General features: G+C 65.0%; 23 protein-coding genes. 11 read left to right on the top strand and 12 right to left on the bottom strand.

The window, feature by feature from the left end:
• Window positions 1-54: 54 nt before the first annotated feature.
• The gene (locus HHL13_RS20030; RefSeq protein ID WP_240953912.1) at window positions 55-2,469 is read right to left on the bottom strand and encodes a TonB-dependent receptor; all 2,415 of its coding nucleotides are present in this window, start codon (window positions 2,467-2,469) and stop codon (window positions 55-57) included.
• Between the two features lie 259 nt (window positions 2,470-2,728).
• On the bottom strand, window positions 2,729-3,757 hold the full coding sequence (locus tag HHL13_RS20025) for a LacI family DNA-binding transcriptional regulator (protein WP_169557680.1): 1,029 nt from the start codon (window positions 3,755-3,757) through the stop codon (window positions 2,729-2,731).
• Between the two features lie 109 nt (window positions 3,758-3,866).
• Between HHL13_RS20025 and HHL13_RS20020 the strand changes: the two genes are divergently transcribed.
• From HHL13_RS20020 to HHL13_RS20010, 3 genes are read left to right on the top strand one after another with little or no spacing between them, the layout of a single operon-like run.
• Window positions 3,867-4,988, top strand: coding sequence for a Gfo/Idh/MocA family oxidoreductase (locus HHL13_RS20020; protein WP_169557679.1), 1,122 nt, complete (start codon window positions 3,867-3,869; stop codon window positions 4,986-4,988).
• Window positions 4,985-6,022, top strand: a complete 1,038-nt coding sequence (locus tag HHL13_RS20015) for a Gfo/Idh/MocA family oxidoreductase (protein WP_169557678.1) — start codon at window positions 4,985-4,987, stop codon at window positions 6,020-6,022. The genes HHL13_RS20020 and HHL13_RS20015 overlap by 4 nt, the downstream gene beginning before the upstream one ends.
• Window positions 6,019-6,774 (top strand): hypothetical protein, encoded by a 756-nt coding sequence (locus HHL13_RS20010; RefSeq protein WP_169557677.1) that lies wholly within the window; start codon window positions 6,019-6,021, stop codon window positions 6,772-6,774. Before HHL13_RS20015 ends, HHL13_RS20010 begins: the two co-directional genes overlap by 4 nt.
• A 1-nt stretch (window position 6,775) precedes the next feature.
• Here the strand turns inward: HHL13_RS20010 and HHL13_RS20005 are convergent, their stop codons facing one another.
• Entirely contained in the window at window positions 6,776-7,687 is a 912-nt protein-coding gene (locus HHL13_RS20005) for a PD40 domain-containing protein (RefSeq protein ID WP_206377138.1), read from the bottom strand.
• 92 nt (window positions 7,688-7,779) lie between these two features.
• Here HHL13_RS20005 and HHL13_RS20000 point away from each other — a divergent pair, with 92 nt between their 5' ends.
• Complete coding sequence (locus HHL13_RS20000) at window positions 7,780-8,265, top strand: heme-degrading domain-containing protein (RefSeq protein WP_169557676.1); 486 nt, start codon at window positions 7,780-7,782, stop codon at window positions 8,263-8,265.
• Window positions 8,262-9,275, top strand: coding sequence for a Gfo/Idh/MocA family oxidoreductase (locus HHL13_RS19995; RefSeq protein ID WP_169557675.1), 1,014 nt, complete (start codon window positions 8,262-8,264; stop codon window positions 9,273-9,275). The genes HHL13_RS20000 and HHL13_RS19995 overlap by 4 nt, the downstream gene beginning before the upstream one ends.
• Window positions 9,276-9,465: 190 nt before the next feature.
• Here the strand turns inward: HHL13_RS19995 and HHL13_RS19990 are convergent, their stop codons facing one another.
• Entirely contained in the window at window positions 9,466-11,601 is a 2,136-nt protein-coding gene (locus HHL13_RS19990; protein WP_169557674.1) for a glycoside hydrolase family 3 C-terminal domain-containing protein, read from the bottom strand.
• Window positions 11,602-11,742: 141 nt separating this feature from the next.
• On the opposite strand from HHL13_RS19990, the gene HHL13_RS19985 reads away from it, so the two are divergent.
• Both HHL13_RS19985 and HHL13_RS19980 read left to right on the top strand, forming a co-directional pair.
• Entirely contained in the window at window positions 11,743-13,641 is a 1,899-nt protein-coding gene (locus tag HHL13_RS19985) for a sulfatase (RefSeq protein WP_169557673.1), read from the top strand.
• Between the two features lie 341 nt (window positions 13,642-13,982).
• Entirely contained in the window at window positions 13,983-15,323 is a 1,341-nt protein-coding gene (locus HHL13_RS19980) for a site-specific integrase (protein ID WP_169557672.1), read from the top strand.
• Window positions 15,324-15,606: 283 nt separating this feature from the next.
• On the opposite strand, the gene HHL13_RS19975 is transcribed toward HHL13_RS19980, so the two are convergent.
• Window positions 15,607-16,002, bottom strand: coding sequence for a hypothetical protein (locus tag HHL13_RS19975; RefSeq protein ID WP_169557671.1), 396 nt, complete (start codon window positions 16,000-16,002; stop codon window positions 15,607-15,609).
• A gap of 20 nt (window positions 16,003-16,022) precedes the next feature.
• Window positions 16,023-16,550 carry an SOS response-associated peptidase family protein gene (locus HHL13_RS19970; protein WP_240953911.1) on the bottom strand — a complete coding sequence of 176 codons (528 nt, stop codon included), beginning with the start codon at window positions 16,548-16,550 and terminating at the stop codon, window positions 16,023-16,025.
• A 49-nt stretch (window positions 16,551-16,599) separates the two neighbouring features.
• On the opposite strand from HHL13_RS19970, the gene HHL13_RS22625 reads away from it, so the two are divergent.
• The 3 genes from HHL13_RS22625 (at window position 16,600) to HHL13_RS19960 (ending at window position 19,188) form a co-directional block, all read left to right on the top strand.
• Window positions 16,600-17,220: an SOS response-associated peptidase gene (locus HHL13_RS22625; RefSeq protein WP_240953910.1), complete on the top strand. Its 621-nt coding sequence runs from the start codon at window positions 16,600-16,602 to the stop codon at window positions 17,218-17,220.
• Window positions 17,217-17,642 (top strand): DUF1810 domain-containing protein, encoded by a 426-nt coding sequence (locus tag HHL13_RS22620; RefSeq protein WP_346775601.1) that lies wholly within the window; start codon window positions 17,217-17,219, stop codon window positions 17,640-17,642. The genes HHL13_RS22625 and HHL13_RS22620 overlap by 4 nt, the downstream gene beginning before the upstream one ends.
• Before the next feature lie 544 nt (window positions 17,643-18,186).
• A complete protein-coding gene (locus tag HHL13_RS19960) occupies window positions 18,187-19,188 on the top strand; it encodes a methyl-accepting chemotaxis protein (RefSeq protein WP_346775600.1) in 1,002 nt (333 codons plus the stop codon).
• Between the two features lie 52 nt (window positions 19,189-19,240).
• Here HHL13_RS19960 and HHL13_RS19955 read toward each other — a convergent pair whose 3' ends face one another.
• From HHL13_RS19955 to HHL13_RS19940, 4 genes are all read right to left on the bottom strand, one after another.
• Complete coding sequence (locus HHL13_RS19955) at window positions 19,241-19,681, bottom strand: JAB domain-containing protein (RefSeq protein ID WP_169557668.1); 441 nt, start codon at window positions 19,679-19,681, stop codon at window positions 19,241-19,243.
• Window positions 19,682-19,776: 95 nt separating this feature from the next.
• Complete coding sequence (locus HHL13_RS19950; RefSeq protein WP_169557667.1) at window positions 19,777-20,253, bottom strand: hypothetical protein; 477 nt, start codon at window positions 20,251-20,253, stop codon at window positions 19,777-19,779.
• 47 nt (window positions 20,254-20,300) lie between these two features.
• A complete protein-coding gene (locus HHL13_RS19945; RefSeq protein WP_169557666.1) occupies window positions 20,301-20,654 on the bottom strand; it encodes a hypothetical protein in 354 nt (117 codons plus the stop codon).
• A 53-nt stretch (window positions 20,655-20,707) separates the two neighbouring features.
• Window positions 20,708-21,274: a helix-turn-helix transcriptional regulator gene (locus HHL13_RS19940; RefSeq protein ID WP_169557665.1), complete on the bottom strand. Its 567-nt coding sequence runs from the start codon at window positions 21,272-21,274 to the stop codon at window positions 20,708-20,710.
• Window positions 21,275-21,620: 346 nt separating this feature from the next.
• Here HHL13_RS19940 and HHL13_RS19935 point away from each other — a divergent pair, with 346 nt between their 5' ends.
• Window positions 21,621-22,535 carry an NAD(P)/FAD-dependent oxidoreductase gene (locus tag HHL13_RS19935; protein WP_169557664.1) on the top strand — a complete coding sequence of 305 codons (915 nt, stop codon included), beginning with the start codon at window positions 21,621-21,623 and terminating at the stop codon, window positions 22,533-22,535.
• A 46-nt stretch (window positions 22,536-22,581) separates the two neighbouring features.
• Here the strand turns inward: HHL13_RS19935 and HHL13_RS19930 are convergent, their stop codons facing one another.
• Window positions 22,582-22,890, bottom strand: coding sequence for a hypothetical protein (locus tag HHL13_RS19930; RefSeq protein ID WP_169557663.1), 309 nt, complete (start codon window positions 22,888-22,890; stop codon window positions 22,582-22,584).
• Between the two features lie 354 nt (window positions 22,891-23,244).
• Complete coding sequence (locus tag HHL13_RS19925) at window positions 23,245-24,153, bottom strand: endonuclease/exonuclease/phosphatase family protein (protein WP_169557662.1); 909 nt, start codon at window positions 24,151-24,153, stop codon at window positions 23,245-23,247.
• Between the last annotated feature and the right edge of the window lie 146 nt (window positions 24,154-24,299).

The raw sequence follows: 24,299 nt of genomic DNA, 5'->3' as shown, positions 1-24,299 counted from the left end.
CGTAAAGAACAAGGCCGGGACCGGCATCGACCGGCCCCGACCGTTACGCAAGGCTTAGAAACGCACCTTGAACGTGCCGCCGACATAGCGATCGGCATCCTTGTTGATGTTCGCCCACAGATCGCGCGGATTGGCCGCATTGGCCAGGATCGTCCCGTGGTTGAGCTGCGAATAGTAGGTCTGGTCGAACAGGTTGCGGACGAAGAACGTCAGCGCATAGCGATTGTCGAGCGTGTTGATGCCGACGCTGGCGTCGACGATCGCATAACCGTCCTGCTTGAGCAGCGGGTCCTGGTTCAGCGCGAAGCTGACGTCGCTCTGATAGTTCAGGCTGACCTGAACGAAGCCGCCGAACGAGCCGAACTCATGCTCGTAACGCGGCGTCACGCCGACGCGGTAGCGCGGGGTGGCAGGCAGCTGGCCGCCGACCACGTCCGTGATCGCGCCCGACAGGGTGGTCACGCCGCCAACGGTCGTGCTGCGGACATAGCAGGTGTTGACCGGGAAATTGCTGGCGAAGGTGCCCGTCGAAGCCACCTGAAGCGGGCAGCTCTGGCCCGGAACGTCGATCGTCGCATCGACCAAAGTGAAGTTCGCTGCGATCGAGAGGCCACGCGTCGGGCGGAAGTTCATTTCCGCTTCAAAGCCCTGCGAACGCGACTTGCCGGCATTCTGCAACACGGTCTGGAAGGTGCCGGCGACCGGATCGGTCAGCAGCGCCTGCACCTGCAGGTTGGTGAAGTCCGAACGGAACAGGGCGGCGTTGATGTCGAACTTGCGGCCCGGCGCGACCCACTTCACGCCCAGTTCGTAGCCGTTGACGTGCTCCGGCGCGATGCCGACCTGGTTGTCGAAGCGGGTGGTCGCGTCGATGTCGAGCGCGAACGCCTTATAGCCGCGGGTATAGGTGCCATAGACCTGGAAGTTGCGGTCGAACTCGTAGCGCAGGCCCGCACGGCCGGTCACCGCGCTGTCGTCGCGCGAGCGGGTGCCCTGGTTGATCACCGTGCCCGGAAACAGCGTGTCGCCGGTCTGGAGCGGACCATAGACGCGGCCGGTGACGGTCTGCTTCTCATAGGTGCCGCGCAGGCCGCCGATCAGGTGCAGGCCACCGGCGACGCGCCAGTCGACCTGGCCGAACAGGGCGTAGTTGTCGCTCTTGAAATTGCCGTTGAAGCCCGACGAGTCGGCGGTCAGCGGCACGGTGCAGACCTGACCGATGGTGCCCGTCGCGCAACGCTCGCGACGGCGGTTATATTCGCGGTCGAGGTCGAGATGGCTGTAGAAGCCGCCGACCACATAGGTGAAGTCGCTGCTGCCGTTCGAGCTGAGGCGCAACTCCTGCGTGAAGTTGCCATAGTGCATGTTGGTGTTGTTGAAGTTCCACGCCGAATAGGGGAACGCACCGACATAGCGGACCGGGTTGGAGAAGATGCCGTCCGGCTCGAACGAGTCGTTCTGACGGTAGTACTGCCATGCGGTGATCGACGTGACCGTGCCGAAGCCGAGATCCCAGTCGCCCTGCAGCGAGACGGTCGTACCCTTGATGCGGGTGAAGCTGCCGTCGTCGTTCGAGATGTCGCGATTCTTGGGCGACGCGACGATCGGGCCGAGCAGCGTCTGCATCGCCGGATTGACGATCGACACCGGCACGCGCGAGCAGCAGTTCGAATTGGTGATGCGATAGTCGCCGATCAGCAGGAAGTTCAGGTTCGGCGCGGCTTCCCAGTCCAGCTTGGCGCGCACGCCCCAGCTCTCGTAACCATTGCCGTCGACATTCTTGGCGATGTTGTTCAGGTGCCCGTCGACATTGTTGTAGAAGCCGCTGACGCGCGCCTTCAGCGTGCTGCTGATCGGGCCGGTCAGCGAGCCGCGGAAGCGGTATTCGCCCTGTTCGGCAACGGTGACTTCGGCGCTGCCGCCAAACTGATCGGACGGGCGGGCGGTGACGATGTTGACGACGCCGGCGGTGGCGTTCTTGCCGAACAGCGTGCCCTGCGGGCCGCGCAGCACTTCGATCCGCTCAAGGTCGGAAAGGTCGCTCAGGCCCTGCGCCTGACGCGGCGCGACGACGCCGTCGACCACGACCGACACCGCCGATTCGACGCCCTGGCTGAACAGCTGGGTACCGACGCCGCGGATGCGGAGGCTGGAATTGCCCGGATTGTTGCCCTGCTGGAAGGTCAGTGACGGCACGGCGCGCGTCAGGCTGGCGGTGTCGTTGACCTGTGCCCCGGCCAGCGTCTCGCCGCTCACGGCAGTGACGGCCAGCGGGACGTCGACCAGACGCTCGCTGCGCTTCTGCGCCGTCACGACGATTTCGCCATTGTCCGGCTCGGCTTCATCGACGGGCGCCTGAACCGGCTCCTCGGCCGACTGGGCATAGGCAATCGTCGGCATTGCGACGAGGCCAACGATCAATGCCGCCTGGCTGGCGCCATTGCCGAGATTACGAAGAAAATCGCGCATATGTTCCTCCCATGCCGGCTGCCTCTGTGGAAGCGAGCCGTTTTCAACAGGTGCGAAGAGAGGCGAAGTCACTGTCGGGCTCCTCTCCGCTTCAGCGCAAGCCCTATTGAGCCTTAGCGCTAAATCTAGGCCCTGCTGGAACTTCCGATCGCCATTGTCAATAGTGGAATGCATTGCCCAATGCGGACTGTGCGATCAGGCGGGACACTGTGCCATATTTGCCATCCGTGACCGGGCGGGAACGGGCACGAGGCGGCGGTCAGCCGCCGGTGGAGGCGCGCTCTACTAGCTCGAAGCCGACGATGCGATCCTCCATATCGCCCGCGAGTCCCCCGTTTCGCAGGCCCTCGGCCAGCGCCAGTACCGCTGCCTCGGCCATCGCGGAGATCGGCTGGCGCACCGTGGTGAGAGTCGGCCAGACCTTGATCGCGATCGGGGTGTCGTCGAACCCGGCCACCGCCAAATCCTGCGGAATGCGCAGGTCGCGCCGCGCGCCGACGGAGATGACCGCCGCGGCCAGATCGTCGCTGCACGCGAAGATCGCATCGGGCCGCTCGGCCAGATCGAGCAGCGCCGCCGCCGCATCCAGCCCCGATTCGAAGGTGAATTCCCCCGCGACGATCAGGTCCGGCTCGACGCTCAGTCCATGCGCCTGGAGCGAGTCGCGATAGCCTTCGCGCCGGGCGGCAGTGGAGGAGTGACTCTCCGGTCCGGCGATGAAGCCGATCCGACGATGCCCCTGCGCGATCAGCAGATCGGTCATCGCACGCGCCGCCGCGCGATCGTCGACGCGCACCGTGATCAGCCCCGGCATCGCCCGCCCCGCCGCGATCGCCGCGACGGGCACGCCCAGTTCGGCCAGGATCGGCTTGCCCGCGACCAGCTCCGAATAGGGCGGCGGCAGCAGCAGCGCGTTCGCGCCGCTGCGCACCAGCGAACGCAGCGATTCGGCCAGCGCTTCGTAATCGGCTTCGCCGCAATGCTCGACCATCAGCTGTGCGCCCAGCTTGGCCGCCGCATGTAGCGCGCCGACCAGCATCGCGCTGAGGAACGCATTTTGCGGGTTGGCATAGACGACGCCGATGCGACTCGCGCCCGGGCTGGCCAATGCCCGCGCCGCGGCATTGGGACGATAGCCCAGCGCATCGATTGCCGCGCGCACGCGGGCGCGCGTCGCGTCGGTCGCCTTGCCGGTGCCGTTGATCACGTTGGAGACCGTCATCGCCGAAACGCCGGCGCGCTCGGCCACCGCCCGGATCGTCACTTCACTCCCGCGGCGCCGCGCCATCCTGCCCCCGTTTCCTGCCGCTGCAATGCGTCCGAAGCGACAGGTTGACAATGATGGCATCGAAGATTTACCGGTAAACTAAATTGCGATTGTGCGTTGGAGAGGTTGGATGACGGCGAAGATCAGACTCGGCATGGTGGGCGGCGGTATCGGATCGTTCATCGGCCCGATGCATCATCTGGGCGCGCATCTCAGCGGCGCGTTCGAGCTCGTCGCAGGCGCCTTTTCCGGGGATCTCGAACGCTCGCGCGCGGCGGGCGCGCAATATGGCGTCGCCCCCGATCGCTGCTATGCCGGCCATGACGAGATGATCGCCGCCGAGCGCGACCGTGCCGACGGGATCGAAGTGCTGGCGATCGCCACGCCGAACCATCTCCATTTCCCTGCAGCGATGGCCGCGCTCGACGCGGGCCTGCATGTGATGTCCGACAAGCCGGCCACGGCGACGCTGGCCGAAGCCGAAGCGCTGCAAGCCGCCGTCGCGGCCAGCACGAGCGTCTATGCGCTGACCTTCACCTATTCGGGATTCCCGATCATCCGCGAGGCCCGCGCGCGGGTCGCGGCGGGCATGATCGGCAAGGTGCGCAAGGTCGCGATCAGCTTTTCGCAGGGCTGGCTGGCTGCACCGCTCGAGCAGGCCGGTAACCCGCGCGCGGCATGGCGGATGGATCCGGCGCGTTCGGGCGTGGGCGGCTGCATCTCGGACATCGGCACCCACGCCTTCCACCTCGCCGAATATGTCACCGGCGATACGGTCAGCGAGATTATGGCCGATGTGACCACGCATGTTCCCGGCCGCGCGCTGGACGACGACGCCAATATCCTGATGCACTTCGCCGGCGGCGCATCGGGCGTTCTTGCTTCGTCACAGGTCGCGGTCGGCGAACGCCTCGGCTTCACGCTTCAGGTCTTCGGGGAGAAGGGCGCACTCCACTGGGCAGCGGAAACGCCGGAAACGCTGCGCTTCGTCGGGGCCGACGGCGGCGTGTCGCTGCTCTCGCCGATGTCGCCCGGCCTGCTAGTGCGCGAGCCGTTGCCGCCCGGCTTTGGCGGATCGATCCTTGCCGGCTTCGCGGTGCAGTATCGTGATTTCGCCAAGGCGATTCGCGGCGAGCGCGGCCTGATCGGCGATGTGCTGCCGGGGATCGAGGCAGGCGTGCGGACGATGCGCTTCGTCGAAACCGCCGTCAGCGCAAGCGCGGCCCGCGCCGGCTGGACGCCGCTGGCATGACCGCGCCCTTCACCATCGGCTTTCTGGGCGCGGGGCAGGCGACGCAGGCGATCCACTTGCCCGCGCTTGCCGCCATGCCCGATCTGTGGCGCGTCGGCGCGGTGATGGACGTCAACGCCGAAACGGCGCGGATCGTCGCCGATCGCTGCGGCGCGCGCGGCGTGACCGATGCGATGGCGGTGATCGAGGATCCCGCGATCGACGTCGTTGCGATCAACAGCCCCCACGTCTTCCACGCCGAACAGCTCATCGCCGCCGCCCATGCGGGCAAGCGCGCCGCGCTGGTCGAAAAGCCGCTCGCGGTGAACCGCGAACAAGCCGAACAGGTCGCAGCCATCGCCGCCGGGACGGGCATGAAGATCCTTGTCGGCACGATGCACTGGTACGATCCCGGATTCCGCGCGGGCCTCGCCGCATGGGAAGCGGCCGGTGCGACTGCGACGCGCATCCGCTCGGCCATCTTCGTGCCGCCCAATGCGCAGTTCGTCGGCGCGGCGACCGAGGAAGCCTTTCCTTCCCCGCCGCCGCCCGCGCCGCCCGCCGAACAACCGCCCGAATTCCAGCGCGAGCGGCTGCGCCAGACGATCCTCGGCCTGGCCGTCCATCATATCCCGCTGGTCCGGCGTTTCCTCAGGGAGCCCGGCATCGTGGTCGAGGCGCGCCGCCATCCGCCGTTCGGCTATTCGCTGCTGATCCGCGCGGGCGATCAGGTCGCCGAGCTGCTGGCGGTGATGCCCGGGCAATGGCCGCCCTCCTGGACCTTCGAAGCGTCGGGGCCGGACCGCCGCCTCCATGTCGATTTCGGCCCCTCCTATATCGCGGGCGCATCGGGCCGTGCGCTGCTCAGCGACGCAAACGGCGATCGTGGCTTCGCGTTCGGCGAGAATGGCTATGCCGCGCAGTGGCGCCACCTGCACGACGCGCTGACCAACGACACCCCGCTCGACATGCCGGTCGAACAGGCGATCGAGGATCTCGCCTATGCGCTCGACCTCGCCGATGCCGCCGCCGACGTGATGGAGATCGTGGCATGAAGCAGTTCTGCGTTTCCGTTCCCGCTGCGCTGGCTAGCCAGCGGCCGGTGCTGGCGACCCTTCCCACCCGCTTTCGCGTCGACGCCGAGGGTACCGATGTCGTCGCGCTGCGTGGTGCGGACCTCGCTTTCGCCGCCGGTGCGGCGGTGATGGTTGTCGAGCCGGGCCTTGCGGGCGCGACCGCGCTTCGCGCCCTGACCGATAGCCGCGCCGTCACCGGACTGGCGTTGCGCGCGGCACCCGCCCTGACCGCCGAGGCCGTGGCGCTGATGCAGGTTCCCGGCGACGACCAGGCGATGATCGTCGACGCCGACGCCGAAACCGGCGGATCGCTCCGCGCGGCGCTGTTCGAGTTGCTGATGTTGCTCGATCGGCTCGGCTGCCACGCCGAAGCCGTCCGCGTGCTCGCCGATACGCCGAGCCAGATCACGCTGGGCGTGACCAGCACCGGCAGCTGGCAGGGCGTCCGCGTCACCGCGCGGCGCAGCTTCCGCACGCGCTTCTCGGTCGAGACGGTCTCGCGCAGTTTCCGACGCGCCATTGCGATCGATGGCGCCGCCGTCGCCACCGCAGCCGATGTCCGGCTGTTCGATGCAGGCGGCACCCGCGCCGCGCTGCCCCGCTACGAAAACGGTCTGCGCGCCTCGTGGCAGTCGCTGCACGCTCGGCTCGACGGCAGCGGCGACACCGGCGGGATCGACACCGCGATCCGGCTGCTCGACTTGCTCGATACCGCCCGGATCGACCGCTGACTCAGGGCAGGGGGTAGGCGACGTAAGCCAGCCATTCGCCGTCCGGCGACCAGCTGTTCACGTTGATCGATCCCTGACCGCCAAAGAAGCGTGCGAGCGTGCGCGGTTCGCCGCCGCCTGCCGGCATCGCGCGCAGCTCGACCGGTAGGTCGGGCGGATGTCCGGTCGTGCCCGGCGGATAGCTGAGATAGGCGACCAGCTCGCCGTGCGGATCTGGGTGCGGGAACCAGTCCACCCGCTCGCCGAAGCTCATCCGCTCGATCCCGCTGCCGTCGGGCCGCATACGGAACAGACTGGCGTCGCCGGGTACCACTGCTTCCAGCTCGGCGTTGAACCAGATCCATGCGCCATCCGGCGTCCATTCCGGACCATCGACCGGCACGCGGCCAGACAGCAATTCGGTCGCCTCGCCGCCTTGCGCGGGCAGCGTCGCGATCCCCCAGTTCAGCCCCTCCGCGTCGCGCAGGATCGTCGCGCAGCCCAATGTCGCGCCATCGGGCGAAATGCCGTGCAGATAAAAGGCCAGGTCGCCGTGCGCGCTCACCCGGCGCGGCACGCCGCCGGCCACCGCCACGGCATGTACGCAGCGCGAGGCGCTGAGGTAGATCGTCGCGCCATCGGGCGACAGGAGATGGTCGTTATTGGCGTCGGCGATGCCCTCGACCGCAATCGGCTCGGGCACCGCGCCCTCCGCCAGTGCCAGCCGGAACAGCCGCCCGCCGCCATTGACGATCAGCGCGCCGTCGCCGGTCCAGTTGGGCGCTTCGAGCAGATGCGATGCTTCGTACACCAGGCGGTCTTCGGCTCCGTCGCGTGAGACGATGCGGACCTGCGAAACCTGCCCCGGCTGGAGCGGACGGAACGGACCATGCGCCGGGTTCGCTCCCGGCGGCGTCTTCGAACCTGCCTGCATGACCACTCTCCTCCGCGACGCAGCCGCGTCGATTGACAACCACGCGGGCCTAATAGATTTAGCGCTAAATTAAAAGACGGGAGGCGCAAGGCGTGACCAGCGAACGAACGGTCGAGCAGATCGATGGAGAGGAGCAAACACTCACGTTGCGCGGGTTCGATGCCGACGATGCGTGGTGGCTCGGTTGTCACCTGCGCGACCGCGCGGCGCGGGAAAGCGCGCCCATCGCGATCGATATCCAGCGCGCCGGAACGACGCTGTTCCAGACCCTGCTGCCCGGCGCGACGCTGGACAATCTGAACTGGACCCGGCGCAAGATCGCCATCGCGTTGCGCTTCGAACGGTCGAGCTACGCGCTGAACCTGTGGTTCCGCACGCGGGAGAATATGTTCGAACGCTTCGGCCTGGATCGCGCGACCCATATGGACGCAGGCGGCGCGGTGCCGATCCGTATCCGGGGCACCGGGGTGATCGGTGCGGTCGCGATCAGCGGCCTCGCGCAGGAGGTCGACCATCAATATGCCGTGGACGCGCTCGCCGCGCTTCGGGCGCACCAGGACGCGAGGGGCGCAGCATGACCGATCCCGTCCGCTGGGGCATTCTCGGCCCCGGCAACATCGCTCGCGATTTCCTGCGCGGCGCGGCGGATTCGCCCTGCGGCGCGATCGTCGCGCTTGGCGCGCGCGATCCGGCCAAGCCGGGGCTGGCAGAGGACTTTCCCGGCATCCGTATCGTCGCGGGGTATCAGGCGCTGATCGAGGATGCGGAAGTCGAGGCGATCTATGTCGCCACGCCGCACGTCCTTCACGCCGAATGGGCTATCGCTGCCGCGCAGGCGGGCAAGCATGTGCTGTGCGAAAAGCCGATGGGCGTCAGCGCCGTCGAAGTCGAAGCCATGTTCGGCGCAGCTGCCGCGTCGGGCAGTTTCATGGGCGAGGCGTTCATGTATCGCCACCATCCGCTCACGACGCGCATTCTCGACCTGATCCGCTCGGGTGCGATCGGCGAGGTGCGGATGATCCGTTCGAGCTTCGGCTTTTCGGCCAATCCGGTGGTCGCACCCCGCCTCTTCGATCCCGCGCTCGGCGGCGGCGCCTTGCTCGACCTCGCATGCTATCCGGTATCGATGGCCGCGCTGATCGCCGGCTGCGCGACCGGCGCCACGCTGCCCGAACCCGAGACGCTGAAGGCGATTGGCCAATTCGGCGCGAGCGGCGTGGACGAGACCACGGCGGCACTGCTGGTCTATCCCGGCGGTATCGTCGCCGAACTGGCCTGCTCGATCGCGGTGCGGCAGGAGAATGTGCTTCATATCCTGGGCAGTACCGGGCGACTGGAGATCGGCCAGTTCTGGTTCGCGGGCGGCAAGACCGGCGGGCTCAACACGATCCGCCTGATCCGCCCCGACGGCACGCGCGAAGCCTTCCCGGTCGACGAACCGCGTCATCTCTACGGCTTCCAGTTCCGCGCCGCGAACTGCGCCATCCGCAGCGGGGCGCGCGAATTCGCCTATCCGGGACTTGGTGCGAGCGACAGCATCGCCGTCGCTCGCACCGTCGATCGCTGGATCGCGGAGATTCAGGCGTAGGGTCTGGATTCAGCTTCGCTGAATCGTACCGCACCAGCCCGCTCCCCCACCCGGCCACCCATAGAATACACTGCCGTTGGGTAGCCGGGTGGGGGGCGGGCTGGCGCTGTATCCACGTCAGTGGATCAGACGAAGGTTCCAGAGGCGCGCCGGGGCGGAGAGGGAAGGCGGCGCGCCTCTGCAGATCGCCTCAAATAGCGACCTGAGTCTCGATCAGCCGGTCCGAAGCGCCGCCCACCGCCACGCCATAGACGCCGCTTTCCAGCTGCCAGCCATGCGTCGCGGGATCGCGCCAGCGCAGGCTGTCGAGCGGCACCGTCATCTCGACGATCCGCGTCTCGCCCGGCGCCAGGGTCAGCCGTCGGAACGCGCGCAGCAGCTTGGCCTGACGCTCGACCGCGATGCCCGGCACGCGGATATAGCATTGCGCCACTTCGTCGGCGGTCACGCCGCCTTCGTTGCGCACCGCGACCGACACGGCGATCGCACCGTCCGCCACCGACGCCTTCAGCGCGCGATAGCTGAAAGCGGCATAGGACAGGCCGTGGCCGAAGGCGTAGCGCGCTTCGTGACCGTCCCGGTCCAGCCTGGTGTAGCCGTGCCACAGATCATATTCGATCGCTTCGGCATCGCGATCGAAGAAGGGATAGTGTGCAGTGTCCCGCGCGACGGTGAAGGGCAGCTTGCCCGATGGGCTGACCTCGCCGAACAGCAGCCGCGCCAGCGCGGTGCCGCCTTCCATCCCGGCATAGAAGCCCATCAGGATTGCATTGGCCCGATCGCGCCAGTCCTCGACCAGCACCGCCGACCCCGCGACGATCACTACGACCACCGGCTTCCCGCTGTCGGCAGCCGCACGGATCAGCGCGACCTGATCCTCGGGCAGCTCCAGCGACGTACGGTCGCCGCCGATCGGCACGGCGGAGAGGCTCGGACGACGCTGCGCCCCGCCTTCGCCATCCGCGCCCAGCGCGACGTCGCCGATGATATATTCGCCTTCTTCCTTCGCGGTGTAGCCAGTCACGACCACCACCGCATCGGCATCGGCCGCGACCTTGCGCGCCGTGTCCAGGTCCTCGCCGGCATCGAACGCCACCGCATCCTCGCCCAGCATCGCGCGCAGCCCGGCCAGCGGGGAGATCACATAGGGCGGGCGAACCCGGCTGGAGCCGTTGTCCCCGGTATTTTCCATGTCGGCCAGCGCGCCCAGCACCGCGATCCGGCGCACAGCCTCGCGGCGCAGCGGCAGCGTGCCGTCATTCTCCAGCAGCACTGCGCACTTCTCGGCCACCTCGAGCGCCAGCGCGCGATGGGGCGCGCTCGCGACCAGTTCGGCGGGATAGGCGGGCAGCGGGTCCTCTGTCGTCGAGAAGCGGAACTGCGTCGTCAGGATGCGGCGGCACGCGCGGTCGATCACAGCCGGCTCGACGCTGCCGCCCTCGACCGCGGCGACCAGCTTTTCGCCGAACACCAGAGGCTCGGGATTCTCGATATCGAGGCCCGCCGGTGCGCCATAAACTTCATAGACGCCGCGCACCCAGTCCGAATGGACGAAGCCGGAAAAGCCCCATTCGTGCCGCAGCACATCGGTCAGCAGCGTGCGGTCCTGCCCGCAATATTCGCCGTTCACCTTGTTGTACGCGGTCATCACCGTTGCGACGCCGGCGTCGAGGCAATGTTTGAAATGCGGCAGATAGACTTCGTGCAGCGCGCGCTCGCTGGCGGTCACGTTCACCTTGAACCGCGCATTCTCCATCGAATTGAGCGCGAAATGCTTCACCGTGGCGATGACGTTGTGCGCCTGGATGCCGGTGCCCATCGCCGCGCCCATCACGCCGAGATGCCAGGGATCCTCGCCATAGGTTTCCTGCGCGCGGCCCCAGGCCGGATGGCGGAGCAAATTGATGCACACCGCGCCGGAAAAGCTGCAATCCTGCGCGCGCGCCTCGATGCCCATCACTTCGCCGACGCGGCGTTCCAGGTCGCTGTCGAAGGTCGCGCCGCGCGCCATCGTGCAGGGAAAGCAGGTCGATGCGCCGCGCGTCACGCCGCGCGGGCCATCGGTGAACCAGAGCGGCGGAATGCCCAGCCGTTCGTTGCCCCCGCCCGCGCGATAGGGCCTCGCCCCCCAGACCCGGTCGTCTTCCGCCAGCGCGGCGAAGAAGCCGCGGCCCGACATCATCTCGACTTTCTCGGCCAGCGAGAGTTCGGCCAGCAGTCGATCGACATGCGCGTCGATCTGCGCCGGAGTCGCGCCTTTCGGCGGCATCCACTGCCCGGCATCCGCCCGAACGTCCGGCGCCCCGGCGGCGATGGTCTCTCCCACGATACTCTCCCTGTCACTGCGTGCGACGCCATGTTGCCCGGCATCACTTTTAGCGCTAAAGCACATCCCGGCGATCGGCGCTAGTGGGGCAAACCCGAGGCCGGAAATTTGATATGCCGTGTAACCAAAGGGAGCGGATCGATGGCGTTCAGCGGAGTCTCACGGCGCGGCCTGCTCCAATCGGCTGCCGGTCTCGCCGCGGCGACGGGCGTGGACCGCGCCTTCGCGCGCGGCACGCGCGACCGCCCCAACATCCTGTGGCTGGTCAGCGAGGACAATGCGCCCTGGCTCGGCGCCTATGGCGACAAGGTCGCCCGCACGCCCAATCTCGACGCGCTGGCGAAGAAGGGCATCGTCTATGAGAACGCCTTCTCCACCGCCCCGGTCTGCGCACCCTCGCGCTTCGCGATCCTCACCGGGGTCCATGCCGCGAGCAACGCTCCCGCCCAGCATATGCGCGCGGCGGCGCCCTTTCCGCCCGCGCTGTCGACCTATCCCGATCTGCTCCGCCGCGCCGGCTATCACTGCACCAACAACGCCAAGACCGACTATAATTGCACGATCGATCCCAAGGCGATCTGGGACGATTCGAGCGACAAGGCGCACTGGCGCAGCCGCCCGGCGGGCAAGCCGTTCATGGCGGTGTTCAATTCGATGACCACCCACGAACGATTCCTGTTCAAGCCGACGACGGGCGCCGCCTCGCCCGCCGATGTCCGCTTGCCCGCCTATCTGCCCGATACGCCCGCGATCCGTCAGGACTTCGCCAGCTATCACAATCTGATCGAGAAGATGGACGGCGAGATCGGCGCGCGGCTGGCCGAACTGGAAGCCGATGGCCTCGCCGACGACACCATCGTCTTCTACTATTCCGATCATGGCGGCATCCTGCCGCGCACCAAGCATTATGCTTATAACGAAGGCTTTCACGCGCCGCTGATCGTCTATCTGCCGCCGCGCTGGGCGCATCTCGCGCCGGTTGCGGCAGGCTCGCGCGTGAAGGCGCCGGTCAGCTTCGTCGACCTGGCGCCGACGCTGCTCTCGCTCGCCGGGGCAACCGCACCCGCGACGATGCAGGGCAAGGCGTTTCTCGGCCGCGACGCCGGGACGCCCAACCGCATCGTATTCGGCGGACGTGACCGGATGGACGAGCGCTACGACATGCTGCGCACCGCGATGGACGGGCAGTTCCACTATATCCGCAATTACATGCCGCACCGGATCAACGGCATCAATCTGGCCTATAGCTGGCAGATGAAGAGCTTTCAGGACTGGGAGCGGCTGTGGCGGGAAGGCAAGCTGAACGCGGTGCAATCCGCCTTCTTCCAGCCCAAGCCGTACGAGGAACTCTACGACCTGCGCAGCGATCCCGACCAGACCGTCAACCTGGCTTCCGATCCGGACCATCGCGCGAAACTGGCCTATTATGCGCGCGCGCTCGACCGGCACATGCTCGCGACCCGCGACAATGGGTTCATCCCCGAGGGCTCCGGCCTCGAAGGCTATGGCCGCACCCGGACCGATCGCGACTATCCGCTGCGCGCGGCGATGACTCTCGCGGCGATGGCCGCGAAGCGCGATCCGTCGCATCTTCCCGCATTCGTCCGGCGCCTGTCGCACAGGAGCGAAGTCCTGCGTTTCTGGGCTGCGCAGGTCCTGTTGATGCTGGGCAAGCATGCCCAAAGCGCGTCCGGTTCGCTTGAAACGACGATGGCCCGTGATTCCTCGCTCAGCACCCGGATCGTCGCCGCCGAGGCGCTGGCCGGCCTCGGCAAAGCCGATGGGGCCGTCGCATTCCTTGCTTCGGTTCTGGACGGAACGTCCAACACGCCGGTGCGCTTGCAGGCGGTCAACGCGCTGACGTTCGTCGGATCTGCCGCCACGCCTGCGCGTCCAAGCGTCGTGCGGGGCACCCAGGACAATGATATCGGCATACGCAGCGCCAGCCGCTATCTGCTGGCCCAGCTGGATGGAACCTATCGGCCCGACTTCCCGGTGCTCGATCGCGAGCATTTCCTGCGGACGGTAAGTTCGATCTGACCGACGCAAGTCACGGGCGCCACGCCGGGGATTGGCAGGATCGTCGAGTATCGCGACAGGGTCCGTCTAGTTTGCGTTGACCGCGCAAGCCCGGGCAAGCTAGGGGACCCCTGCTGCACCCGTAGCTCAGCTGGATAGAGCGCTGCCCTCCGAACAGGTACTGAGGGGTCTGCGCCAATCTACGCTACGGTTTCTTTCTCTACGCTAAGCTGCTGATTAACAACGAGAACTCTAGCTCTCGCCTTTCGCCAGACTTACCCACCGTAACCGTCGATTGGCCTCCTGCTGCTTCCGTGGTGCTTCCGCGGGAGCGCAAGGCCAGACGTTGCGGAGGCTAGCTTGTGACTAAGCTCACATTGCGTTCGGTGGAGGCCGCACGGGTCGAGGACCGAGAGTATATCATCTGGGACGATGAGCTCCCCGGCTTCGGCCTGCGCGTGTTTGTGTCGGGCAAGCGCAGCTACATCATCCAATACCGCGCAAGGGGCCGGACCCGCCGATATACGATCGGATTGCACGGAGTCTGGGCGCCCGAGGCTGCGCGCCGTGAGGCGAAGGTCCAGCTCGGCCTAGTGGCGAAGGGCGAGAACCCGGCCGAGGACCGGAAGGTCAATCACAAGGCGATCACGGTGAAGGAGCTGTGCGAGCTTTACATCAAGGATATGGACGCCGGTCTGATCCTGGGGAAGAGCGGGCGTCCGAAGAAGCCGTCCACCATTTCGATCGACAAGGGGCGCATCCTTCGACACATCATCCCGCTGCTCGGTACCCGGCGGGTTCAGGACCTCACCCGCGGCGAGTTGATCACGGTGATGAACAACATCACGGTCGGTAAGACCCGCGCGGTTATCAAGACCAAGAAGCTCCGCGGCAAGGCGATCGTGCGCGGCGGTCCTGGCGCCGCCCGGCGCACGATCGGCTTTCTGGGTGGCATTCTCACCTACGCGGTCAATGCGGGCATCATCGAGCGCAATCCTGTGCACGGCATCCAGCGCCCCAAGGGTAAGGCGCGGACCCGCCGGCTGTCCGAGGCTGAGTACCGCACTCTGGGGGCGATGCTCGTTGAGGCTGCGAAGGACGAGAACAATGCGGTCATCGTCGAGATCATCCGCCAACTGGCGCTTACCGGCTGCCGCCGCAGCGAGATCCTCAAGCTGCGGTGGAGCGAGGTTGATTACGACGGCAGCTGCCTGCGGCTTGCCGACAGCAAGGAAGGCGCCTCGGTGCGAGCGGTCGGGCTGAGCGTCGTCGAACGGCTTGAAACTCGAATGCGGTTGAGGGAAGGGGAGTTTGTTTTCCCCGGCCGCACTCCGGATCAGCCATTTGGCTATTTCGACAATCGGTGGAAGAGGATATTCAATGGGTCGCCGCTCAGCGACGTGACCGCGCACATTCTGCGCCATAGTTTTTCAAGCATCGCCAACGATCTGGGATTCACCGAGGTCACAATCGCCGCGCTGATCGGCCACGCCAGGGGATCAATTACGGGCCGTTATATCCACACTCTGGATACCGCATTGATCATGGCTGCCGACAATATCTCGGGCTATATCGAAGGCCTTCTCAACGGCGTGCAGTTCAAAAACAACTCCTACGCGCTCGATCGGGAGGCGCGGAAGGAGTCGCTGTCGCGGTTCTTGGCACAGGCCGGTGGCAAGGAGGAGAATTCGCTCGGCGCCTAGCTTGGCAGATCCAATTTTCCGAACGTTAATCAAACTTTGCTTGATGATAAGGGCCAACCTTCAAGCGGAGCGCGGGCAATGACTTCTCCTTGATGTCGAGTGCCTCAAATACTGGAGAAAAATCGATGATCCCGAATTTAGATCCACCTGCGTGGGTCGCGCATGGTCCCGGCGCGCGACAGCATCTAGATTCCGCCGCCGCTCGAAGTGCCGCTATGCTCGATCACCTTTCGAAGTCTCGCGGCTAAGTGACTACCAGGCGATTTCCGGGAAGAGGATGAGCCTACCAGGGCAGGTCGTCGATGAAGAGGACAAGCTCCCGAAACCCGCCTGCTTCGAATCCGATCCCCGGCTCTGTGTCGCCCAGCGAAAAGCGCGCGGCGGCCTCAAGGACCGACTTAGCATCCGATTGCCGGTCCGGATCATGAACCGCAGTCCATTTGGCCAATGCGGTCACCCGCGCATGGAGCGCGGCTGATGCGAACTCCTCCTCGAAGCCCGCTTCGCTGGCATAGGCCTGCAGCGCGAGCGCCTGCGCAGCGGGTCGCATCCGTAAATGCGCTGGCAGGGCGGCAAGCACCTTGAGTGCGGTTTCCAGCTTGGGGCCGCTGACCGGCACGGTATTGAGCTTGTCGGTCGCGCTCATCTCACTGTCGTGCTGGTGCGCGACGGGCTGCATCGGAAGCATGTCATTGATCCTCAGAATATCAATTCGGTCTGCTGCATTTGCGGCTGGCGGGGTGCTATCTCCTCGATCGCGAAGCTGCGCGCCGGCAAGGCCGTGAGCAGTTCCTCCTGAGGCGAGGTCGAATCCAGCCATGCCATGTTGTTGTGGCGGAGCAGGACTGCGCCTTGGCGTTCTTGGTAAAAGAAGATGTCCGGGTTGGCTTCGATGGTCACCACCGCATAGCTGAGCGGCCCGTCCGGATTGCCCGGCCGCCAGACGCCTGCCAAGTAGAAGAAGTTGCCGTCCTCGAGTGTCACCCGGAACCGCCGGTCGCCGTTCCTGATCTGAAATTCGCTCGCCGGGATCAGGCAGCGGCGGGTTGGAAATGTTTTGCCCTCCGACCGGCGGAACTTAAACGGTTTTCCGGCCGGTACCCCCCAAGGCTGGAGGCCCCAGCCAGCTTCGACCATTTCGATCTCTTGAACGTTCTCGGGATTCCGCCTGATGATAGGGCGGCGGCTACCTAAAGGGGCTTCCGACTCGAAGGGGCTCATCTTCATGGTGAGAACGTAATGAGAACAGATGTGTGGCGCAAATCGGAGGCACTCGATGTGCAATGACTATCGGCTCGAGGTCGACATGGCTTCGATCATGGAAGATTTCGACGACCTCAAGATCAAGGTCGACTTGCGCGAGGGCATGCCCAACGTCGCAGCGCGCGAGGACATCAAGATCACCGATAGCGCACCGATCGTCCGCAGCAGAGCGGGTGGCGGCGGGGAGCTGGTCAACCGGCGCTGGAGCTGGCCTGCCCAGGGCCTGAAAGGCAAGCCGGTCTATAATTTCAGGTCGGAGGGTCGGACCTTCGCTTCCAACCGCTGCCTTATCCTCGCCGACGGATTCTATGAGTTCACTGATCCGGAAGACTCGGGGCAGAAGCGCTTTGACAAATGGCTCTTCACCATGGCCGGTCATCGCTGGTTCTGCATTGCTGGAATTTGGAACGAGAGCCCGCTCGGGGAGGCCTTCACCATGCTAACCATGGATGCCGGGGAGGACGTCGCGTCCTATCACCACCGGCAGATTATCCCCTTGCCGCGAGAGCGCTGGGCTGCGTGGCTCGATCCGACCGTGCCCGCCAAAGATGTGCTTGGCTGGCTTCCAAAGGGAAGCCTCAATCCCGTTCGCGTCTATCCGCCAGCGGGCGCGCAAACAGGAACGATGTTGTGAGCACCGCGGGTGGAGCGCTCGATCGGTTCGTCGAAGCGCAGGCGTCTAGCTATGCTTCAGCGCTGGGCGAGATCCGGCGCGGGGCGAAGCGGTCCCACTGGATGTGGTTCATCTTTCCGCAGCTGGTCGGGCTCGGTCGCAGCGAGACGGCCGGCTTCTATGGCATCCAGTCGATCGCCGAGGCGCGGTCCTATCTGGCGCATCCCGTCCTCGGCCCACGCTATTTGGAATGCGTGGCGGCGCTGCAGGACTTGCCGACCAGCGACCCCGTCCCTGTGTTCGGAGAGATCGATGCGATGAAGCTGCGGTCTTCGTTGACCTTGTTCGAAGCGGCAGGTGCCGGGTCGCTGACCGGTGCGGCGCTCGACCGCTGGTTCGGCAAGCGCGATGACAGAACGCTTGCGCTCCTTGCGACTAGCTAACCACTGGTCCTCGTTGGCCTATCACTTCAAAGCGGCGGGACTTCGCCCGGCTGCTCGCGCACGTCTGTTCGTCTGTGGTAGGCTGGCGGCATTGCGAAGCGCTTGACGCGAAATCCCAATCTTTCGGAACATAAAGGGAGCACATAAGTCGTGACTCCCTTATGCCGATTATTGCTGACCCGCCGTCACCGAACGTGCCAGTTGCCAGCAATGCGCTGCTGCTCCCTTTGGAGTGGACGCGATCGATTCCCGGATGGGCGGCGGCGGACTCGACGGCGGCGGTCTGCACGAAGTCGCAGCGGCCTCGGCGACGATGCGGCAGGCTCTTGGCCCGCAAACGGCAAATCCAGCAATTGCGCGAAGTCATCCCCCTTGGGCAAGCAGAACGCGCGATGACCCTTCTGCGTCTCGAAGACACAGCGTTGAGCTTGCATAAACGCCCTCAACAGCATTTTAACTAGCAGCTTATAATTAAAGGATTTTCCGCCTAAGAGTCCTTATGCCGCGCCGGATACGCACCCTGCTTTCCATTCTTGCCGACGAAGTGCGTACCTATGTCAGCGAAACGGATGAAATTGCCAGCCGAACCAATCTGCTCGCCCTGAATGCGGCGATCGAGGCGGCCCGTTCAGGCGATGCCGGCAAGGGCTTCGGCGTCGTCGCGCAAGAGGTGAAGTCACTGGCGGGGCAGGCGAAGGTTACCGCGGCCCGCTTCCGCGCCGACATTTTGGGCGGTCTCGATGCAGGGGCATCGATTGCCAATGAACTGGTCGCCGAAGTCGAAGGCGCGAGCCTTGTCGAGCTTGCGCAATCGATCATGCAGTCGATCACGCGATCCTTGTTCGACCGCTCGATCGATGTGCGCATGCTGGCCAGCGACTTTTCCGTTGTCCGCGGGATATTGCTGGGCGCCGAGGATTCCGCGGCCGAGGCACGGGCCCATGCGAGATTGAGCGCGTTGCTCGAATATTCGCCCTATTTTCTCAATGCTTTTCTGGCCGCCGAGGACGGAAGTATACCGGTATGCGCCCATGCCAACGCTGCCGTTCGCAACGAGAACATGACCGGCGCATCCCAGTTTACCAAGGCTATGGCCGCACCGCTGGGGCAGGACTGGTTCACCGATGCCGTGTGGGCAAACCCTTGGTCCGCTGGCCGGAAAGTGCTGATTTTCGTCGCACCGGTACGTCATGCGGAGGAAGTGATCGGCGTATGTTACCTCGAATATGACTTCGAAGGTCAGGCAGCGGAGGTCATGGCAGTCATGCAGAAGTCGACACGCTCCGTCATCTCGATCGTCGACAAAGATGGGCGGGTGGTCGCAACCACGGGCCGATACGGCTTCGAGCAGGCGCTGCCCATACGTCCGGGTGCGGCGGGCTATGTCGAGATGGCCGATGGCAGGATAACCGCGGTTTCGTCGACAAGCCCCTATCGCGAATTCGACGGTCTCGGATTGCGCTGCGTCATCGAACAGTCGGTGTCGACAGAGGCGGACATCTCCAATCTTCTGCGAGCCTCTCACTCCACAAGTCCGGCTCACTGAGCCTGGGCGATACGGGCGGAAACTCGTTCCAAATCGCCAAAGCGAAACCTGTCTAGATCCACCCAAGCGCATGAAAGCTGACGGCCTGATCGCGAGATACGAGCACATGGTCGACAAGACGTATGCCAAGCGGCTTGGCCGCAGCCGCGAGCAGCGTGGTGATGCTACGGTCCGGGCGGCTGGGGGTTGCGTCTCCCGATGGATGATTATGGGCGATGATGATCCCGGTCGCGCCCAGCTCGAGTGCTCGGCGGAGAATCTCGCGGATGTAGATCGGGGCTTCGTCTACCGTCCCTCGCGCCGCCTCTTCATCCACCAGCAGCCGATTGCCGGAATCGAGATAGAGGATGCGAACGATCTCCCGGTGCGCGAAGCCCTGAGCGCAGCTTAGATAGTTCATCACCGCCAGATCATTGCCCATTAGTGGGCGCTCATCGAGATGCGTGCGCAGGGACCAGAGCATCGCGTCATGAACCGCGACGATGATCGGCACCGCGCACTCGCAATCCCGCGCCGCGGTCGCCAGCTCGGACGCAGGGGCAGCAAGCGTTGCCGACAAGCTCCCGAACCGCGCGATGAGGCGGCGGGCTATTTCCCCGGCTGGGGCGCCGCATGCGGGAGCGAGAAGTCGCTCCAGGAGGGATCGACACCCTTCTCCGCGAGGCGTGCCTGGTGGCGCCACGTCCCGATCGCCAGCAGCAGAAGGGTCGGATAGGCGTTCCAAAAGTGGAGGACCCTGTAGATTTCGACGTGTCGCTCCGGCGCGGCCCACATCACAAATTGCAGTTCGATGCCAAGACCCAGAAACGCTGCCATCCACATCGGCCAGTACCGGTCCGCACGCACCGCGAGCACGATCACGGCAATCAGCATGACGATATCGACCGTCAGGATGCCGGTCTCGCTCGAGGTAAATGCCCAGCGCCATTGCCGGGCCGCGACAAAGGTAAGGACGACAGCGGCCAGAATGATCGCCGCGGCGATACGCTCAGGCGCGCCCCCCCGGCTTACCGCGTACAGGCAGGTCCCGAGAAGGAGCACAAGATAGGCGACGACATTCCACATGCCTTGACCGGACCATCGGAGGGCGGCCCGGTCAAGGCACAGGTCCGCTAGGCAGTGACACTCATCGGGGCGATCAGCGAAGCGTCACCGCTCGCGTTCGGGCACCACGGAAAGATATCTCCATGGCCGGTGATATCGATGTCGTGCGCCTGCACCGTCATAAGCAGGCTCGCATGCGCTTTGACGAGGTGACGCCGCCCCTGGAGCGAGCAAGCAATAGCCTGACCAGCCTCGTCCAGCGCGGCCTGGGTCGCCCCGAAAGGAAGCCCTGTAGCCTGACGTCCACGCGCGATCGAGACGATCAGGCTGGCGTAGGATTCGATATTGGCGTCGGCGTTGAGTTCGGCGGTATAAAGGCTGCGCACCGCCTTCGCGACGCCGTGATTAACGATTTCAGACATAGACTACCCGTACCGCAGGACATGGAGTCCACGCGGCCTTTCAGACTAAGCGTTTAGGGACGCGGGTGATCGAGCGTTACGATCAGGCCCGCGACAGTCAGAACGGCGATACCGATGCCAGCCCCAAGGCCGAACACCAGCAAAGCGATCAGAGCGAAGCGGCGAAATGGAGGGATACTTCGCGGACTCCGTTCCGGTCCGGGAATGGGCGACCAACTGTGCGGGTGGGAGGCATGAGAAAGTGCGACATATGGCTTCGGCATCTCCCGAACTTTCAAACCCCCGAGCGCATCGTCGGCCGGTTCCCCGTCAGACTGCGAGGGTTCGACTGCCGGAACCGCAACCAGTAACTCAACGCGGGAAATTTGCTCGCGTACAGAGTACGTGCCGCCTCGCTCTTCGAATGCCCGCAGCAGGCGGGCCGCCTCCCGGCTGCTTGAGGCGCCGAGCGTGGACCGCGCACCCGCGAGATGACCTTCCACCGTGCGGAGACTGATGCCGAGATCCTCGGCGATCTGATTGGGATCCTTGAGTTGGCCGAGCAAGCGGAGACAGGAGCGTTGCCGCTCGGTGAGCGACTTCGCTCGTTCTGCAAACTGCTCCCAATCAGTCTGTGGCATGCATGGCGTCTGTTACGCTAGGTCAGGAGCCAAGGGAACCGACGCAGGGATGGTGCGCGCAGATTTGGTCCAAGGGCAATCGCAGGATGGGTGGTCGACGGCTTCGGGAACTCGCGCGCGTGATCGAACCGCTCCTGCTCGGCCTTCTGCTGTCCGGTTCGATTCTCGCCGGCATCTGGGGGTGCCTGACCTGGCTGTTCTGATTCGTTCGGCGCTTGATCCCGCGGGGCTCGCTTTCCTGACACGGAGGGCAGGGTCATCACCAGGTGCCAGCGGCTTCGCTTTCGGCTGCAGGCCGAACGAGGTCCGCCTGGAACGCGCGGCAGGTTCATGGCTTTGGCAAGGCATGGATGACCCAATCGACTGTATCGTGATCGGCGCGGGACCGGCGGGCCTCACCGCGGCGATCTACCTCGCGCGCTTTCATCTCTCGATCCGCCTGATCGATGCAGGCCAGAGCCGAGCTGCGCTAATCCCGCGGACGCATAATCATCCCGGCTATCCAGGTGGCATCCCCGGAGCGGAACTGCTTAAGCGCATGCGTGCACAGGCATCGGAATTCGGGGTCGAAGTGACAGATGGCCTAGTCGAGATGCTCGAACGGTCGGACGGAATATTTCGTGTTCATCTGGGAGACGCGGAGATACGCGCGCGCTCTGTTCTGCTTGCGACCGGCGTGGTCAACAATCGGCCGTACATGTCGCCCGAGATGCATGATGCGGCGCTGGCCAGGGGATTGCTGCGCTACTGCCCCATCTGCGACGGCTACGAAGTGACCGACGCCAAGATTGCGGTCATCGGTACCGGCGATCACGGTGCCCGCGAAGCAAAATTCCTGCGCATGTATACCAAGGAGGTAACGCTGATCGCGCCGGATGCGCCGCACAGCCTTGCGCGAGCGGCGCGCGACCAACTCGGCTCGTTAGGTATCGCGCTGGTCGATGGCCCCTGCAAGCCGTTGCGGATCGAAGGCGACCGGATTCTGGTGCCGACGGCCGAAGGCGAACTGGCCTTTGACAGTCTCTATCCAGCGCTGGGCTCAGTCATCCGCTCGGAGCTTGCGGTCATGCTCGGCGCCGAGGCGAGCGAAGACGGCTGCCTTGTCGTCGACGATCACCAGCGTACGACGGTCGCCGGACTCTATGCGGCTGGCGATGTCGCGAAGGGTCTTGATCAGATCAGCCACGCAATGGGTGAAGCCGGTGTCGCTGCGACCACAATCCGGAACGATCTCGCGGAGAAAAGTACGTTGCTGCGCTGAATGACCTGTGCACGCATCGTCGCGTCGAAAAAGCAGGTGAAGAGTTTCAGCTCTCCGCGGCTGCCACGGACTTGAGGAAGCGATGGATGAAATCTGCGACCGGCTCGTCTTCGCGATATTCCGCCGCCTGATGAAGATGTCCGGCCAGCCCGTTCTTCGTCACCGCGTTCGAGATTTCCAGTTTGAGTGCGATCGCGCGGAATACCAGGTTCGCGAAGGTCGCCACATCGGCGGCCGTGGGACGCGAAAGGTCGCAGTTGCCCTGAAAACCCACCAGCTTCACGATCAGGGTCTCCGTCTCTTTCGCCGCGACCCCGTCCATATTTCCCGCTCGCGTTTTCGGCGCTTCATCCACGTCAGGCTCAAGCCAGCGAGCGCGAGAAGAATCGCAGCGATCAAAATGAAGGCGATGGTGTGCCGGACGTCCATAACTAGCCTGTCGAAAGATGCCGCAGTTACCTGATTCCCCGGCATCTTTCGACGACCTGCATCAATTCGAAGGCCCGGCTGCTCGCGATTTCGCATGGACGAACCGGTGGCGGAACTGCGACAAGTTTCTGAGAGCTCGAGCGAACGCCATGTAGCTCGATCCATCATGCTGTCCGCGCAAGGCGGGTCAGGAAAGCCACGGCGAGTGTTGGGCGTCCTTAGGCCTCGTGCGACGCTAGAGAGAATAACCTCTTACGGAGCCCGGGACCACGCAATCTGCCTAGCGGCTGAGCGTCACCGTAATCGGGCAATGATCCGAATAATGCTTCTCGCCGGGCGCATAGAGCGTCTCGGAGAATTTTATCAGCTCGGCCCCGCTGCGTCGGTCGAGCACGATATGGTCGATGAAGCTGTCGTAGCGCGGATCGCAGTGCGGGTCGGTGCCTGCGTCTGAAAGCAGGAGGTCGGCATTGGCCGGATCGCCATCGTCGATTTCGGTCCAGAGCAGGTCGCCGGGCAGCCCCAGGCGCCGGTTCCAGTCGCCGAGCACCGCGAAGCGATGGGCATCGCGCGCCGCTTGGTCAATCCACGCTTCGAGCGCCGGGATCTGCTGGAGCAGGACCGGACAGGCGGGCCGGTCGCTGCCGGCGAAGCACCCGGACTTGAGGTGGATGACGAGCAGCCGGATCGGCGCATACCCGGCGGCGCGTAGCGTGATGTCCACCCCGGAACGTAGTTGTGGATTGTCGATCATCAGCGAGGTGACGTCGGGATTGCGGTCGAATGCCAGTCCCTTGCGGATTGCAAAGCCGACCGCCTGGCGAATGACAGTCTGGCTGGAGTTGGAGCCGCCGCAGGTGCCGCTTGGTTTGCCGGGCCGATCTTCCATCACGATGTCGTATTTGGCCGGGTCGAATACGCGCTGAGCCGCTGCGACCGACTCCACTTCCTGGAAGGCGATCACATCGGCATTCAAGCTGTCGGCGATGCGGCGCATCGCCGCATAATCGGCAGCGGTCCGCGGCTGGCAGCCGACCCCCTCTCTTTCCGCCAGGAATTCGAGGTTCCAACTCGCCAGCTTGAGCGGGCGTTCGGCTCGAACGGTCTCGACCGGGGCGCCAGTGGGCGGTGTCGCACAGCTGGAGAGGGCGAGGAGCAGGACTGACGAAAGCGCGGCTAGGGATCGCATGCCTGCTTCTGCGCTTGTCTTTCCCGTCCATCAAGACCCGACATGATATCAGGATGCGGCCTTGCCTAGGCGTCCTCGACGCGATCCCAGCTGGCCGCGAACTTGGCGAGGCCAGGAGCTGCTGGGTTGCGGGAAAGTCGGCGGCG

It is taken from the genome of Sphingomonas sp. G-3-2-10, from assembly GCF_012927115.1.
Classification (GTDB): Bacteria; Pseudomonadota; Alphaproteobacteria; order Sphingomonadales; family Sphingomonadaceae; genus Sphingomonas.
The sequence above is the reverse complement of the archived record's forward strand: the minus strand, read 5'-3'. Positions and strand labels throughout refer to the sequence as shown.